Origin of the sequence: Citrobacter sedlakii (assembly GCF_018128425.1) — a bacterium.
In the GTDB taxonomy this organism is placed as follows: domain Bacteria; phylum Pseudomonadota; class Gammaproteobacteria; order Enterobacterales; family Enterobacteriaceae; genus Citrobacter_A; species Citrobacter_A sedlakii.
This window is the reverse complement of record NZ_CP071070.1, coordinates 1898665-1913098: the sequence shown is the minus strand read 5'-3', so window position 1 is coordinate 1913098 and position 14434 is coordinate 1898665. Positions and strand designations below refer to the sequence as shown.

Genomic DNA, 14434 nt, shown 5'->3' with positions numbered 1-14434 from the left:
CAGGAGGAGATGCGTCATGGCAGAACACGGTGCGCTGGCAACACTCAAAGATCTCGCTGAAAAAGAGGTCGATGACGCTGCCCAACTGTTAGGGGAAATGCGTCGCGGATTTCAGCAGGCGGAAGAACAACTCAAGATGCTGATTGACTACCAGAATGAGTATCGCAGCAACCTGAATAACGACATGAGCCAGGGGATCGCCAGTAATCGCTGGATCAACTACCAGCAGTTTATTCAGACGCTGGAAAAAGCCGTTGAACAGCACCGTCAGCAGTTAACGCAATGGACGCAAAAGGTCGACGTGGCGCTGAACAACTGGCGGGAAAAAAAGCAACGCCTGCAGGCCTGGCAGACGTTGCAGGACAGACAAAACGCGGCGGCGCTACTGGCTGAAAACCGCCTGGATCAGAAAAAAATGGATGAATTTGCTCAGCGTGCAGCAATGAGGAAACCCGAATGATCACCTTGCCCCAACTGGTCACCACCGACACCGATCTGACCACCGGCTTGCCGTCCGGGAAAGCGGCGGATTCTGCGCAGGATTTCCTGGCTCTGCTGGCGGGCGCGCTTGGCGCTGGCGACACGCAGGGTCAGGGCGCGCCGCTTACGCTTGCCGACCTGCGGGCTGCGGGCGGCAAACTGCAGAAAGCGCTGCTGGCGCAGGACGGCGACGCGTTGCCGCGCGATAAGTTGACGGCGCTCCTCGCCGCCAAAGATGCGCAAACCGATGAGTCGCTCAAAGGGCTAAACGACGCCGGAGCGCTGTTTTCGGCCCTGTCGCCGTCGCAGAAAACCAGCGCGCTGGCCGTCCTGAGTCAGGCAGAACAAAAAGATGAGAAGAAAAGCGCACTCAGCGACGACGATCTCGCCAGCCTGAGCGCGCTGTTCGCGATGCTGCCCGGCCAGCCCGGATTCACCACCGCCCCGACAGATGCGCAGCTCAGCGCACCAGGGACATCCCTGCGGGTAGATCCCCGTTCTCTGTCGCAAGAGCGTGCCACTCCTTTCGACGGCGATACGCTAAAAGACGCTAAAAAAGAGGCTGCAATACCGGGCATAGCGGCGGATAACGCCAAAAGCCAGGCGGTTGCCGCGCCAGTCGTAACGGGTGGCGCAACGGCTCATGTTGATGCAGAGAGCACGCCGACGCCCGTCGCGCCGGGTCTGGCAATGAGCGCCAACGCGCCATCCACTCCGCAAGCAGCGCAGCCTGGCAGCCCCGCGCCAGTGCTGAGCGCCCCGCTCGGCAGCCACGAATGGCAGCAATCGCTGAGCCAGCACATCACGCTGTTCACCCGCCAGGGTCAGCAGAGCGCGGAGTTACGTTTGCATCCTGAAGATCTGGGCCAGGTGCAGATCTCGCTTAAGCTGGATGATAACCACGCGCAGTTGCAGATGGTTTCCGCGCACAGCCACGTTCGCGCCGCGCTGGAAGCCGCCCTGCCGGTTCTGCGCACCCAACTGGCGGAAAGCGGGATCCAACTGGGCCAAAGCAACATCAGCAGCGAAAGCTTCGCCGGTCAGCAGCACTCTTCCTCGCAGCAGCATGCATCTCGTACACCGGGACAGGCGCTGGCGCTGGGCGATGATGAGAGCGAACTGGCGGTTCCGGCCTCGCTGCAGTCTGCCGCGCGCGGTAATGGCGCCGTCGATATCTTCGCCTAACGCCAGAGGTAGCACGATTATCCGCGTCTTTTCCACGCTTTGCCGTGGTCAGGACACGGGATAATCAGCCCATAAGCTGTACCGAAACAGGAAGCCCGTATCAGATGACTGATTCCGCACTTAACAAAAAGAGCAAGCGCTCAATTTGGATCCCACTGCTGGTAATCATTACCCTCGCCGCCTGCGCCACCGCGGGTTATAGCTATTGGCGTATGCAGCAGAAGCCGACAACCGCGGCGAACGAACCGCCGCCTCCGCCTGCGCCGGTCTTTTTTGCCCTCGACACTTTTACGGTGAATCTCGGTGATGCCGATCGCGTGTTGTATATCGGCGTGACGCTGCGTCTGAAAGATGAGGCGACGCGCGCGCGTCTTAACGAATATTTACCGGAAGTCCGTAGCCGCCTGCTGCTGCTGTTCTCACGTCAGGATGCCGCAGCGCTGTCTACCGAAGACGGTAAACAAAAGCTGATCGCGGCGATTAAAGAGACGCTTTCCCCTCCGCTTGTTGCCGGACAACCTAAACAGGACGTGACCGACGTGCTGTACACAGCTTTCATTCTGCGGTAACGACATGGGCGACAGTATTCTCTCTCAGGCTGAAATCGATGCGCTGCTCAACGGCGACAGCGAAACGAAAGACGAACCGAAAGCAGGGATCGCGGGTGAAAGCGATATTCGTCCCTACGATCCGAATACCCAGCGTCGCGTGGTACGCGAGCGTCTTCAGGCGCTGGAGATCATCAACGAGCGTTTCGCGCGCCAGTTCCGGATGGGGCTGTTTAACCTGCTGCGACGTAGCCCGGATATTACCGTCGGGGCGATCCGCATTCAGCCGTACCATGAATTTGCGCGCAACCTGCCGGTGCCCACCAACCTCAACCTGATCCACCTGAAGCCGCTGCGTGGAACGGGTCTGGTGGTTTTTTCGCCGAGTCTGGTGTTTATCGCCGTCGATAACCTGTTCGGCGGCGACGGTCGTTTCCCGACCAAAGTGGAAGGCCGTGAGTTCACGCATACCGAGCAGCGGGTGATCAACCGCATGCTGAAACTGGCGCTTGAAGGCTACAGCGACGCGTGGAAAGCGATTAATCCGCTGGAAGTCGAGTATGTGCGTTCCGAGATGCAGGTGAAGTTTACCAATATCACCACCTCACCGAACGATATCGTGGTGAACACGCCGTTCCACGTCGAAATTGGCAACCTGACCGGCGAATTCAACATCTGCCTGCCGTTCAGCATGATCGAACCGCTGCGCGAACTGTTGGTCAACCCGCCGCTGGAAAACTCCCGCCATGAGGATCAGAACTGGCGCGACAACCTGGTGCGTCAGGTTCAGCATTCCGAGCTGGAGCTGGTAGCGAATTTCGCCGACATTCCGCTGCGTCTTTCGCAGATTTTAAAACTGCAACCCGGCGATGTGCTGCCGATTGAAAAACCAGACCGCATTATTGCTCATGTGGACGGTGTGCCTGTCCTGACCAGCCAGTATGGCACTGTTAACGGTCAGTACGCGTTACGCGTAGAACATCTGATTAACCCGATTTTGAATTCGCTGAATGAGGAACAGCCCAAATGAGTGACATGAATAATCCGTCTGATGAGAACACTGGCGCATTGGACGATCTGTGGGCTGACGCGTTAAACGAGCAAAAAACGACGACGGCGAAAAGCCCGGCGGACGCGGTGTTCCAGCAGCTAGGCGGTGGCGACGTCAGCGGCACGCTGCAGGATATCGATCTGATTATGGATATCCCGGTTAAACTGACCGTGGAATTAGGCCGCACACGTATGACCATCAAAGAACTGTTGCGCCTGACGCAAGGTTCCGTGGTCGCGCTGGACGGTCTGGCAGGCGAGCCGCTGGACATTCTGATCAACGGTTATCTGATCGCCCAGGGCGAAGTTGTGGTCGTCGCCGACAAGTACGGCGTGCGCATTACCGACATCATTACGCCGTCTGAACGTATGCGTCGCCTGAGCCGCTAAACATGCAAACCCAGGCTTCCGTTCAACAGCCCTCCGCGGTTCCCGGCTCCCCTTTGCTTCAGGTCAGCGGCGCGTTGCTGGGAATTATTGTGCTGATTCTGGCGGCCGCCTGGGTCATTAAACGTCTGGGCCTTGCGCCCAAAAGCGGCAACACGCGCGGGCTGAAAGTGTCGGCCAGCACCTCACTGGGTCCCCGTGAGCGGGTGGTGATTGTCGACGTAGAGGACGCGCGTCTGGTGCTCGGCGTCACCGCATCACAAATCAACGTGCTGCACACCCTGCCGCCGTCCCCCGTCGTGCCTGAAGAGACCTCTTCCACGCCTGAAAACTTTCACAGCCTGATGGCGAATTTGTTAAAGCGTTCCGGGAGATCCTGATGCGCCGTTTGTTGTCCCTTACGCTTGCCGGTTTATGGCTTTTCAGCCCAGCCGCGCTGGCGCAACTGCCCGGTCTGGTCACTCAGCCGTTGCCCGGCGGCGGCCAGAGCTGGTCGCTTTCCGTTCAGACGCTGGTGTTTATCACCTCACTGACCTTTATTCCGGCGATTTTGCTGATGATGACCAGCTTTACCCGCATCATCATCGTTTTCGGCCTGCTGCGTAACGCGCTCGGCACGCCGTCTGCCCCACCCAACCAGGTTCTGCTCGGGCTGGCGCTGTTTCTGACCTTTTTCATCATGTCGCCAGTGATCGATAAAATCTACGTTGACGCCTATCAGCCGTTCAGCGAAGAAAAAATATCCATGCAGGAAGCGCTGGAAAAAGGGGCGCAGCCGCTGCGCGAGTTTATGATGCGCCAGACCCGCGAAGCCGATCTCGCCCTGTTTGCGCGTCTGGCGAACAGCGGGCCGTTACAGGGACCGGAAGCGGTTCCGATGCGTATTCTGCTGCCCGCTTATGTCACCAGCGAGCTGAAAACCGCTTTTCAGATCGGCTTTACCATTTTCATTCCATTTTTGATCATCGATCTGGTTATCGCCAGCGTGCTGATGGCGCTCGGGATGATGATGGTTCCGCCTGCCACTATCGCCCTGCCGTTTAAACTCATGTTGTTTGTGCTGGTCGACGGCTGGCAACTGCTGGTCGGCTCGCTTGCGCAAAGCTTTTACAGTTAGAGGCCAGAAATGACACCTGAATCGGTCATGATGATTGGCACCGAGGCGATGAAGGTTGCCCTGGCGCTTGCTGCCCCGCTGCTGCTGGTCGCGCTGGTGACGGGTCTGATCATCAGCATATTGCAGGCCGCCACGCAGATTAACGAAATGACGCTGTCGTTTATTCCGAAAATTGTGGCGGTGTTTGCCGCCATCATTATCGCTGGCCCCTGGATGCTGAACCTGCTGCTGGATTACGTGCGTACGCTGTTCACTAACCTGCCATATATCATCGGATAACAGGGATGCTGCAGGTAACCAGCGATCAATGGCTTCAGTGGCTTAACCTGTATTTTTGGCCGCTGCTGCGCGTGCTGGCGCTGATCTCTACCGCCCCCATACTCAGCGAACGCGCGATCCCAAAACGGATTAAGCTGGGACTGGGGCTCCTCATTACCGTGGTGATCGCGCCGTCGCTTCCAACACATAACGTGCCGATTTTTTCGTTTGACGCCTTATGGATAGCGATGCAACAAATTCTGATCGGCATCGCGCTGGGCTTCACCATGCAGTTTGCCTTCGCGGCGGTGCGGACTGCCGGGGAGATCATTGGTCTGCAAATGGGTTTATCCTTCGCCACCTTTGTCGATCCAGGCAGTCATCTCAACATGCCGGTGCTGGCCCGCATCATTGATATGCTGGCGATGCTGCTGTTTTTAACGTTTAACGGTCATCTGTGGCTGATTTCACTGATGGTCGATACGTTCCATACCCTGCCCATCGGCGGCAACCCGGTTAACAGCAATGCGTTTCTGGCGCTTGCCAGAGCGGGCGGTCTGATCTTTCTGAACGGCTTAATGCTGGCGCTGCCGGTGATCACGATGTTATTAACGCTGAACCTGGCGCTAGGATTATTGAATCGAATGGCGCCTCAGCTATCAGTATTTGTTATTGGTTTCCCGTTAACCTTGACGGTCGGTATGACAGTAATTGCGGCCTTAATGCCGCTTATCGCCCCTTTTTGCGAACATTTATTTAGTGAAATTTTCAATTTATTAGCTGATATCGTTAGTGAATTACCCGCAAATAATATTCCATAATGTTTATCCAGTTATCCTAAGGATTATCCTAAATTGACCCGTCAAAAACATCTACCAGGATAACTCTGACGCGCGTTATTTGTTTTTATCTCACTCACATAACGCAACATTTACTTTACTTTAAGACAATTCCAGGCAAATTATACGTAACTTTACGGGATAGTAAGTCCGCCTGGAAATCGCATTAGCGTCTCGTTGGGTGAAAGTTACGTTCCGTTAAGTTGTGATGAGATATTCGGGTAAGGGGAATTATCGTTACGCATTGAGTGAGGGTATGCCATGTCAACGATTATTATGGATTTATGCAGTTACACCCGGCTGGGTTTGACCGGGTATCTTGTAAGCAGAGGGGTGAAAAAAAGGGAAATCAACGACATCGAGACCGTTGACGAACTCGACATCGCGTGTGAGACCCACCGACCTTCTGTGGTGTTTATTAATGAGGACTGTTTCATCCACGATCCTGACGACAGTCAACATATAAAGCAAATCATTAATCAGCATCCCAATACGTTATTTATTGTTTTCATGGCCATTGCTAATGTCCATTTTGATGAATATTTATTAGTCAGAAAAAACTTATTGATCAGTTCTAAATCTATAAAACCCCAATCACTGGACGATCTTCTTGGCGATATTCTGAAAAAAGAGACCGATACTGCCAGCGTAATAAATTTACCAACGTTATCGTTGAGTCGAACGGAATCAAGCATGTTACGCATGTGGATGGAAGGACAAGGAACGATTCAAATTTCGGATCGGATGAACATCAAAGCGAAAACCGTCTCCTCCCATAAGGGGAATATAAAACGAAAGATAAAAACGCATAACAAACAAGTTATCTATCATGTTGTTCGCCTGACCGATAACGTGACCAACGGCATATTTGTTAACATGCGCTAAGACCTCCCGACTGGTGGGGCGTCCACCAGCCGGGATAACATCCCCGTTGCCGCCCTATTCCGCCTTTTCCACAAAAATGCCGTCCTGGTGCCCCGACTCATTGAAGAACCAGATGCCGAGCGGGTAGTCTTCCAGCGATACCAGGTACATTGTGCCTTCGTTAAACTCCTCTACCGCCAGTACCACGCCAGGACGACGAGGACCGCCATCCGTCTTGACTGTAACCCGATCATTTACGTTCATTTTTCTCCTCCTGTGGCTTTGTGCCAGTGTAGAACAAAAATCCATTCCTGGCAGCGTTCACCCGGCGCGATTGCGGCTTTTCTCAACGGTCTATACTTAGGCTGAAGCACGCTAACGGGAGAGGTTAATGATGAAGACCGCAAAAGACTACAGCGATACCGCGAAACGCGAAGTCAGCGTCGATGTCGACGCGCTGCTGGCCGCAATCAATGAAATCAGTGAGAGCGAAATTCATCGCAGTGGAAGCGATCCGGAAAAGGTCAGCGTTGATGGGCGTGAATACCATACATGGCATGAATTAGCGGAAGCCTTTGAGCTGGATATACACGATTTCAGCGTGACGGAAATCAACCGCTAACCCACAGAGGAAAAAAATCCCGACCCAGTTGGGTCGGGATGAAACTTGCTTATGCAAGAAGCACTTGAAAATTCGTTACACCAGGAAATCTGATGTGCGTTAAACCTTATCTGCAATTTTTTTGTATGACAAGCAAATATTTTTGCGATGAATGATTAATACTACTAATGGTTAAGGTGAACACGGCTGCAGGCCTCATGGCGACGGGACCGATCCCGTCTTCAGCGGGGACTACGCCTCCTGGCTTTAGGATTTTTCCTGGTAATAGCTTTTTACAACACGGGAAATCATTATGCTTTCACTGAACGATCCGGTGCTGGTTTTTACCGATCTGGATGGCACGTTACTGGACAATCAAACCTATGACTGGCAACCTGCCGCTGGCTGGCTCGCCCGTCTGCGTGAGCACGAGATTCCCGTCATTCTATGTAGCAGCAAAACCGCCGCAGAAATGCTTTACATCCAGAAATCACTCAATCTGCACGGCCTTCCGCTGATTGCCGAAAACGGCGCCGTCATTGAATATGACAGTCGCTGGCAAACTGAATCTGACTCTCCGCGTCTGATGAGCGGCGTGCCGCACGATGAAGTTAGCGCGGTGCTCAATAAGCTTCGCGAAAAAGGACAGTATAAATTCACAACCTTCGACGATGTCGATGAGGCGACCATTAGCGAATGGACAGGTCTGCCTCACGCCCAGGCCAGCTTAAGCCGCCTGCATGAAGCCTCTGTCACCCTGATCTGGCGTGACAGCGATGCGCGCATGGCGGCGTTCAGCCAACAGCTAAACGCGTTGGGGTTGCAGTTTGTTCACGGCGCACGCTTCTGGCACATACTTGACGCCAGCGCGGGAAAAGATCAGGCGGCAAACGGGTTAATCGCACGTTACCAGCGCCAGTGGGGGCAACGCCCTGTTACTGTCGGCCTGGGTGATGGCCCAAACGATGCGCCACTGCTTAAGGTCATGAATTACGCCGTGGTGGTGAAAGGACTGAGCCGCGAAGGGGTGGTGTTACCCGATCAGGCTTCGCCCTACGTCTACCGCACCCGTTCAGAAGGTCCGGCAGGCTGGAGTGAAGGCATGTCGCATCTGTTTACCCCTGACTAGCCCCTCTCGCTCGCACAAACCCGGTTGCGGCCAGCCTGTTTCGCCAGGTATAACCTGCGATCGGCCAGCGACTGCAGCTGTTCAAAATCGTATTCATGGGTTTCCTGCGTGCCACTCACCCCCAGCGAGGCGCTGATCCGCAGCGTGGTGCTTTTCGCTATCAGTAGCTCTTTTTCATTCAGGCGCAGGCGGATCCGCTCTGCGATACGTTCCGCCTGCGCCAGCGTCGTGTCCGGGAGTACCACACAGAACTCCTCTCCCCCGACGCGCCCGGCGACGTCGTTCGCCCGCAGAGTGCCGCTGATTAAGCTCGCGGCGTGAGCCAGCACCCGATCGCCCGCCTGGTGGCCAAACCGGTCATTAATGCTTTTAAAGTGATCAAGATCGATTTGAATCACCGACAGCGACTGCTTTTGCGCCCGGCAGCGCTGTACCAGTTGGCGGGCTTTTTCAAACAATGCGCCACGGTTGTACAAACGGGTAAGCGTGTCGTGCCAGGCCTGCCACTGTAGCGAGCTTTGCAACACAAACATGTTGCTCACCATGTGGCGGATGACAATCCACGAGATGATTAACATACTGGTAAACAGCGCCCACAGCAGGGCCAGCGCAATACTGATACTGCCGAAGTCTCCCTGCACCCCTTCACTGAGCGTATGAACGCGGACCAGCACGCCGTCGAAGTGATCCAGCCGCTGCCAGCTGATGTAGCGGCTTCCCATTCGCAAGCCGCCTTCGGTGTCCTGTTCAATCTCGTGGGCAAGCGTCGCCTGCTCACGCGCGTCAAAGGTGTTGATGTTGCGCAATGCCGGCGTCGATGCCGCCAGCATCTTCAATTTACTGTCATACAGCTGGTATTCCCCTTCCACATCCTTGTCGATGGCGTCTTCCATAAACCGTTCCACCGAGGAGACGGGGATCGTCATCGCCAGCACGCCATACCAGTACTGACCGTTATCCAGCGGAACGCTGACGGTGACCCGTTGCAGCTCATCGCGCAACTGCGTGGTCTGGCCGGTGTACCAGCGTACCCCGCGCATCCGGTTCTGCCGCTGCGACTGCTCTTTAAACCACGGCTGGATGACATAATCATAATAGCGGGCGGTAATTTCGCTGGAGAGGGCGGAGGGTTGGGTGGAAACATAAAACCCGGCGCGGGAGACGTACATCGCCTGCTGCGTCAGTGAAGAACGGGTCTGGGCTAAACGCAACAAATACCCCACCTCCAGCGCGGCGGTCAGCTCATTATCCAGCGTGTCGCTGTCACGGGAAAGGATGTGGGTTTGGTTAACAAAGGAGTCAGACACGCCGTTCAGCGGCAAGGTTCGACGCTTATCCAGTTCAAGCTGCCAGAATCGCGAATGCCTTTGCTGTTCGAAACGAGAGACGGCGTCCCGGAGCGCGGGAAAGTCAAGCGGCATTGCCAGCGCTTCCTGCATACCGTTACGCAGAAAAAGCAGTTTATCGACGTTATACTGCAGTTGCTTATCCAGCCCGTTGGCGACATTCTCCAGGTGATTGCGCTGGCTGGAAATATAGGCTTCTTCCAGTACGACCACTTCCCGCCAGGTCAGCAGAGTGGAAAAAATCATCACGATCAGAAAACAGAGGTTGACGACGTGACCGGGCCCGAATCGCCGCGCTAACATTTTCAGCCAGCCCCAGTTTTCGATCGTTGTTTCGTGCGGCACGCTGACCACTCCCTACTCGCAATTGCTTTCCTAATCCTGGCATAATTCAGTACGTTACGTATCGCTGACGCGATGCTTTTTTTCTGCCTAATAAAACGCCCGGCATTCACCGGGCGTTTTATTATCTGGCATTTTCACGCTGGCGCCTTGCGTCACCGGGAACCAGCTCATTCTCATGGAATGCCTCCCGCTTAACGCCGAAGCCGTCATACCACCGACACTCCACCATTCCGCTGGAATACCCGGTGACAATCATGCGTGGTCCGCCCTCTTTCACGGTAACTTCATCACTGACCAAAAAGTGCATACCTGCCTCCTGTATCATGTGAAACTTTTTCACCTTAGACGAGAATGGCGAGTTTTGCCTGGTTGGACAGAAGATATTTAGTGCGCGACGCCACGCACTTTTGCCACCATCTTCACCAACGCAACCACAATGGCGCCGATAATAAAGCCCAGCACCAGGTTCGCCAACGTTGGCAACATTAGCGCTATCGCGGCACTCTGCTGGCTGGCAACATGTTCAATGGCGTGATGCAACGGCGCGACGCCATGCACCACAATGCCGCCCCCGACCAGGAACATGGCCAGCGTGCCAATCACCGACAGCGATTTCATCAGCCACGGCGCGACAATCAGCAGCCCTTTCCCGACCGCCCGCGCCAGCGCGCTGGATTTTTCTGCCAGCCAGTAGCCCATATCGTCCAGCTTAACGATGATCCCCACCAGGCCATAAACGCCCACCGTCACCACTAACGCGATGCCGGAAAGTACCAGCACCTGATTCAGCAACGGCGCGTCAGCCACGATCCCAAGCGTAATCGCTACAATTTCAGCCGACAGGATAAAATCGGTTCGGATCGCGCCTTTGATTTTATCCTTCTCAAAGGCCAGTGGATCCTGCGCCGCCAACGCTTCCAGCCGCTTCTTACGCTCAGCCGGATCTTCCTTGTGTTTGCGTGACTCAAGGGTATGAAGCACCTTCTCTACCCCTTCAAAGCACAGGAAAGCGCCGCCGATCATCAGCAAAGGGGTGATCGCCCAGGGGATGAAGGCGCTAATCAGCAGCGCCAGCGGCACCAGAATCACTTTGTTGATAAATGAGCCTTTCGCCACGCTCCAGACCACCGGCAGCTCGCGGTTCGCTCTGACGCCAGTGACCTGCTGGGCGTTAAGCGACAGATCGTCGCCCAGTACGCCCGCGGTTTTTTTTGCGGCCAGTTTTCCCATCATAGAGATATCGTCAAGCAGCGTGGCGATATCATCAAGTAACGTCAGTAAACTACTTCCTGCCAAAATAAGTCCCTCGATTTTTCTTCTTGAAGCATTAAGTATGGAGTAAAACACGCAGAGCGGAAACAGATGTTGCTCGTCAACATTTATTTAACAACATGCTGCGAGTATAGTGCTCGCCAGGCAGGTATTTTCGCGTTTACTCTATTGATTCTGACTCTTTCGCCCGTGAGGGATTATGCGTTTTCGGCAGTTGTTACCGCTTTTCAGTGCGTTATTCGCCCTGTATATCATTTGGGGTTCCACGTATTTCGTTATCCGTATCGGCGTGGAGAGCTGGCCGCCGCTGATGATGGCCGGCGTGCGCTTCCTGGCCGCTGGCGTGCTGTTAACCGCCTTTTTACTGCTTCGGGGACATAAGCTCCCGCCGCTACGGCCCCTGCTCAACGCCGCGCTGATTGGCATTCTCCTGTTAGCCGTCGGCAACGGACTGGTTACCGTGGCTGAACATCAGAATGTCCCTTCGGGTATCGCCGCCGTAGTCGTGGCGACAGTCCCGTTGTTCACCCTGTGTTTCAGCCATTTCTTCGGCATCAGGACCCGTAAGCTCGAGTGGATGGGGATTGCGATTGGTCTGGCGGGGATTGTCATGCTTAACAGCGGCGGCAATTTAAGCGGTAATCCGTGGGGGGCGATGTTGATTTTGATTGGCTCCATTAGCTGGGCGTTCGGCTCCGTTTACGGCTCGCGTATTACGCTACCGGTGGGCATGATGGCGGGCGCCATTGAAATGCTGGCCGCTGGCGTGGTGCTGATGTGCGCGTCGTTTCTTAGCGGTGAAAAGCTTACCGTGCTGCCCTCGCTTTCCGGCTTCTTCGCCGTCGGTTACCTGGCGGTGTTTGGGTCAATCATCGCGATTAACGCCTACATGTATCTTATCCGCAACGTCAGCCCGGCGCTGGCAACCAGCTATGCCTATGTGAACCCGGTGGTGGCGGTATTGCTGGGCACCGGACTTGGCGGCGAACGTCTGGCGCCGATTGAATGGCTGGCGCTGGGGGTTATCGTCTTTGCGGTCGTGCTGGTAACGCTGGGTAAATATCTGTTCCCGGCTAAACCGGTTGTGGCAACGACGGTAAAAGATAAAACGCTACAGTAGGTGTATTCCCTGCGTGTCGATCTGCGCGGGGGCGCCATCCCCGCAGATCCACTCTTCAAGACGTTCGGACAGAGCGGCGTCGCTGAGTTTTTCCCGCCCGCGCAGGGCGCACTCCCAGACCACCAATACCCGCCAGCCGAGCGCCTTTAGACGCTGAACATCACGACGATCGCGCTCTACGTTTTTGCCAATTTTTTCCAGCCAGAACGCGGTCCGCGTCGCCGGCACCTTAAACAGATAGCAGTGGTGCTGATGCCAGAAGCAGCCGTGGGTGAAAATGACGCAGCGATAATCGTCGATCACAAAGTCAGGCCGCCCCGGCAGCCCGGCATCCTGCACGCGATAGGCGATCCCCTGTTCCGTCAGCAGCGCGGCAAGACGTTTTTCAATAGCGGTATCGCGGGTCGCTATGGCCCGCATGTTTTTACTGCGCGTGGCCTTATCGTGAACGTCCGCCACTGGCCATCCCTTGCTGACGCAGGGCGACAGCGGCTTTGATTTTCTCCTCCAGCAGGCTCGCCACCGCGGCAAAGGCCGGCACGATGACCGAGTTGCCAAACTGACGATAGGCCTGGGTATCGGAAACCGGAATGCGGAACTGGTATCCCTGCGGCGATTCAAAGCCCATCAGCCGAGCGCACTCTCTGGGCGTTAAGCGACGCGGACGATGCTGCTGGTTTTGCGGATCGTCGAAATGGGCTTCGCCTTTCGCCATATCCCAGCCGCGATCGATCAGAATTTCCGCGCCGTCTTTGTAGTAACGAGCGGACAGCGTTCGCGTGACGCTGTCCGGGTTGGTCGGGTATACCATGCCATAACCAAAACCGTTCCCCTTCGCCTGATGTTTTTTCGCATAGCGGTAGAGATACTTCCACAGCACAGGCGTCAGAACATATTTCGCCTCAACGACAGGTTCAAGAAGTTCGCCAAGGGTGATACGCCGCTGCGGATAACGCGTGGTGATGTCCCGCAGGGTAAAATCGCCCTTGAGGTTGAGTTCGCGGCGAAACCCAACCAGCACAATGCGTTCGCGGTGCTGAGGCAGAAAATGTTTGCCATCAATGATCTTCGGATCGTCAGGGCCATTGTCCTCTGCATCCGCCACGTCATAACCCAGCTCGTCAAGCGTCTGCATAATGATGCGGAACGTTTTACCCTGATCGTGGCTTTTCAGGTTTTTCACGTTTTCCAGCACAAAGATCGGCGGACGCCGCGCGTCAATGATGCGCACGACATCAAAGAACAGCGTGCCCTGCGTATCGCAGGCGAAACCGTGAGCGCGACCGAGCGCATTCTTCTTCGACACGCCAGCCAGAGAAAACGGCTGACAGGGGAAGCCCGCCAGGAGTACATCGTGTTCCGGCACATGCTGGCGAATGTGCTCTGCCGCCTGAGCGTCATTCACGCCTTCGCGGTGGCTCAGCGTGACATCGCGGATATCTTCATTAAAGTGATGGCTGTCCGGGTCGCAGTAGTAGTTAGCTTTATACGTGCGTACCGCATGTTTATTCCATTCGCTGGTAAAAACACACTGCCCGCCGATCGCTTCAAACCCGCGGCGGATCCCGCCTATGCCCGCAAAAAGATCGATAAAGCGAAAAGCATAATGGGGATGATGCGCTGGCGGCGCGGGAAGCAACGTACGCAAATGCGCCGCTTCACGTTCACTCAGCCGGTGCCAGACCGAGGCGTTCGCCACCGCACGCTTTAAGATGGCCGGACTCCAGTGGTGTTCGCCAACCCCGTTCAGCTGCGCCACCAGCGTTTTGACATCATAGATTTCCATTAACTTCGCCAGCATCGCCTGTATCGACTCCGCGCTATTGTCTGTCGCAGGAATCAGCGAGTCCGCTACTGAGAGAGTGTGCTGCATATCTTTAACCGGCCAAAAAA

At 55.3% G+C, this 14434-nt stretch carries 19 protein-coding genes; 13 read left to right on the top strand and 6 right to left on the bottom strand.

Annotated features, from left to right (window positions below; translation table 11 throughout):
* The first annotated feature begins 16 nt into the window (after positions 1-16).
* The 10 genes from fliJ (at position 17) to rcsA (ending at position 6749) form a co-directional block, all read left to right on the top strand.
* The gene (gene fliJ, locus JY391_RS09080; protein WP_042284040.1) at positions 17-460 is read left to right on the top strand and encodes a flagellar export protein FliJ; all 444 of its coding nucleotides are present in this window, start codon (positions 17-19) and stop codon (positions 458-460) included.
* Positions 457-1665, top strand: coding sequence for a flagellar hook length control protein FliK (fliK, locus tag JY391_RS09075; protein ID WP_199956767.1), 1209 nt, complete (start codon positions 457-459; stop codon positions 1663-1665). The genes fliJ and fliK overlap by 4 nt, the downstream gene beginning before the upstream one ends.
* A gap of 104 nt (positions 1666-1769) precedes the next feature.
* Positions 1770-2234 carry a flagellar basal body-associated protein FliL gene (gene fliL, locus JY391_RS09070; protein WP_211935609.1) on the top strand — a complete coding sequence of 155 codons (465 nt, stop codon included), beginning with the start codon at positions 1770-1772 and terminating at the stop codon, positions 2232-2234.
* Positions 2235-2238: 4 nt separating this feature from the next.
* Positions 2239-3243 carry a flagellar motor switch protein FliM gene (gene fliM / locus JY391_RS09065; protein WP_042284043.1) on the top strand — a complete coding sequence of 335 codons (1005 nt, stop codon included), beginning with the start codon at positions 2239-2241 and terminating at the stop codon, positions 3241-3243.
* A complete protein-coding gene (gene fliN, locus JY391_RS09060) occupies positions 3240-3653 on the top strand; it encodes a flagellar motor switch protein FliN (protein WP_042284046.1) in 414 nt (137 codons plus the stop codon). Before fliM ends, fliN begins: the two co-directional genes overlap by 4 nt.
* Positions 3654-3655: 2 nt before the next feature.
* Positions 3656-4030, top strand: coding sequence for a flagellar biosynthetic protein FliO (gene fliO, locus JY391_RS09055; protein WP_060571434.1), 375 nt, complete (start codon positions 3656-3658; stop codon positions 4028-4030).
* Positions 4030-4767 (top strand): flagellar type III secretion system pore protein FliP, encoded by a 738-nt coding sequence (fliP, locus tag JY391_RS09050; protein ID WP_042284050.1) that lies wholly within the window; start codon positions 4030-4032, stop codon positions 4765-4767. Before fliO ends, fliP begins: the two co-directional genes overlap by 1 nt.
* A gap of 9 nt (positions 4768-4776) precedes the next feature.
* A complete protein-coding gene (gene fliQ / locus JY391_RS09045; protein ID WP_042284053.1) occupies positions 4777-5046 on the top strand; it encodes a flagellar biosynthesis protein FliQ in 270 nt (89 codons plus the stop codon).
* A gap of 5 nt (positions 5047-5051) precedes the next feature.
* Complete coding sequence (gene fliR, locus JY391_RS09040) at positions 5052-5846, top strand: flagellar biosynthetic protein FliR (RefSeq protein WP_211935608.1); 795 nt, start codon at positions 5052-5054, stop codon at positions 5844-5846.
* A 279-nt stretch (positions 5847-6125) separates the two neighbouring features.
* Entirely contained in the window at positions 6126-6749 is a 624-nt protein-coding gene (rcsA, locus tag JY391_RS09035) for a transcriptional regulator RcsA (RefSeq protein WP_042284059.1), read from the top strand.
* 54 nt (positions 6750-6803) lie between these two features.
* Here the strand turns inward: rcsA and dsrB are convergent, their stop codons facing one another.
* Positions 6804-6992, bottom strand: coding sequence for a protein DsrB (gene dsrB, locus JY391_RS09030; protein WP_042284063.1), 189 nt, complete (start codon positions 6990-6992; stop codon positions 6804-6806).
* A 130-nt stretch (positions 6993-7122) separates the two neighbouring features.
* Between dsrB and yodD the strand changes: the two genes are divergently transcribed.
* Complete coding sequence (gene yodD, locus JY391_RS09025; protein WP_042284746.1) at positions 7123-7350, top strand: YodD family peroxide/acid resistance protein; 228 nt, start codon at positions 7123-7125, stop codon at positions 7348-7350.
* Positions 7351-7642: 292 nt separating this feature from the next.
* Entirely contained in the window at positions 7643-8458 is an 816-nt protein-coding gene (locus JY391_RS09020; protein ID WP_211935607.1) for a mannosyl-3-phosphoglycerate phosphatase-related protein, read from the top strand.
* Here the strand turns inward: JY391_RS09020 and dgcQ are convergent.
* The 3 genes from dgcQ to JY391_RS09005 all read right to left on the bottom strand — a co-directional run bounded on the left by dgcQ (position 8455) and on the right by JY391_RS09005 (position 11460).
* Complete coding sequence (gene dgcQ / locus JY391_RS09015) at positions 8455-10149, bottom strand: cellulose biosynthesis regulator diguanylate cyclase DgcQ (protein ID WP_211935606.1); 1695 nt, start codon at positions 10147-10149, stop codon at positions 8455-8457. The genes JY391_RS09020 and dgcQ overlap by 4 nt on opposite strands.
* A gap of 121 nt (positions 10150-10270) precedes the next feature.
* Complete coding sequence (locus JY391_RS09010) at positions 10271-10456, bottom strand: YodC family protein (RefSeq protein WP_042284069.1); 186 nt, start codon at positions 10454-10456, stop codon at positions 10271-10273.
* A 77-nt stretch (positions 10457-10533) separates the two neighbouring features.
* On the bottom strand, positions 10534-11460 hold the full coding sequence (locus JY391_RS09005) for a DUF808 family protein (RefSeq protein ID WP_508617249.1): 927 nt from the start codon (positions 11458-11460) through the stop codon (positions 10534-10536).
* 160 nt (positions 11461-11620) lie between these two features.
* On the opposite strand from JY391_RS09005, the gene yedA reads away from it, so the two are divergent.
* Positions 11621-12541, top strand: a complete 921-nt coding sequence (gene yedA, locus JY391_RS09000; protein WP_211935604.1) for a drug/metabolite exporter YedA — start codon at positions 11621-11623, stop codon at positions 12539-12541.
* On the opposite strand, the gene JY391_RS08995 is transcribed toward yedA, so the two are convergent.
* Together JY391_RS08995 and JY391_RS08990 are read right to left on the bottom strand one after the other, a co-directional pair.
* The gene (locus tag JY391_RS08995) at positions 12533-13000 is read right to left on the bottom strand and encodes a very short patch repair endonuclease (RefSeq protein WP_042284083.1); all 468 of its coding nucleotides are present in this window, start codon (positions 12998-13000) and stop codon (positions 12533-12535) included. The two genes, yedA and JY391_RS08995, sit on opposite strands and share 9 nt — an antisense overlap.
* On the bottom strand, positions 12981-14414 hold the full coding sequence (locus tag JY391_RS08990) for a DNA cytosine methyltransferase (RefSeq protein ID WP_211935603.1): 1434 nt from the start codon (positions 14412-14414) through the stop codon (positions 12981-12983). The genes JY391_RS08995 and JY391_RS08990 overlap by 20 nt, the downstream gene beginning before the upstream one ends.
* Between the last annotated feature and the right edge of the window lie 20 nt (positions 14415-14434).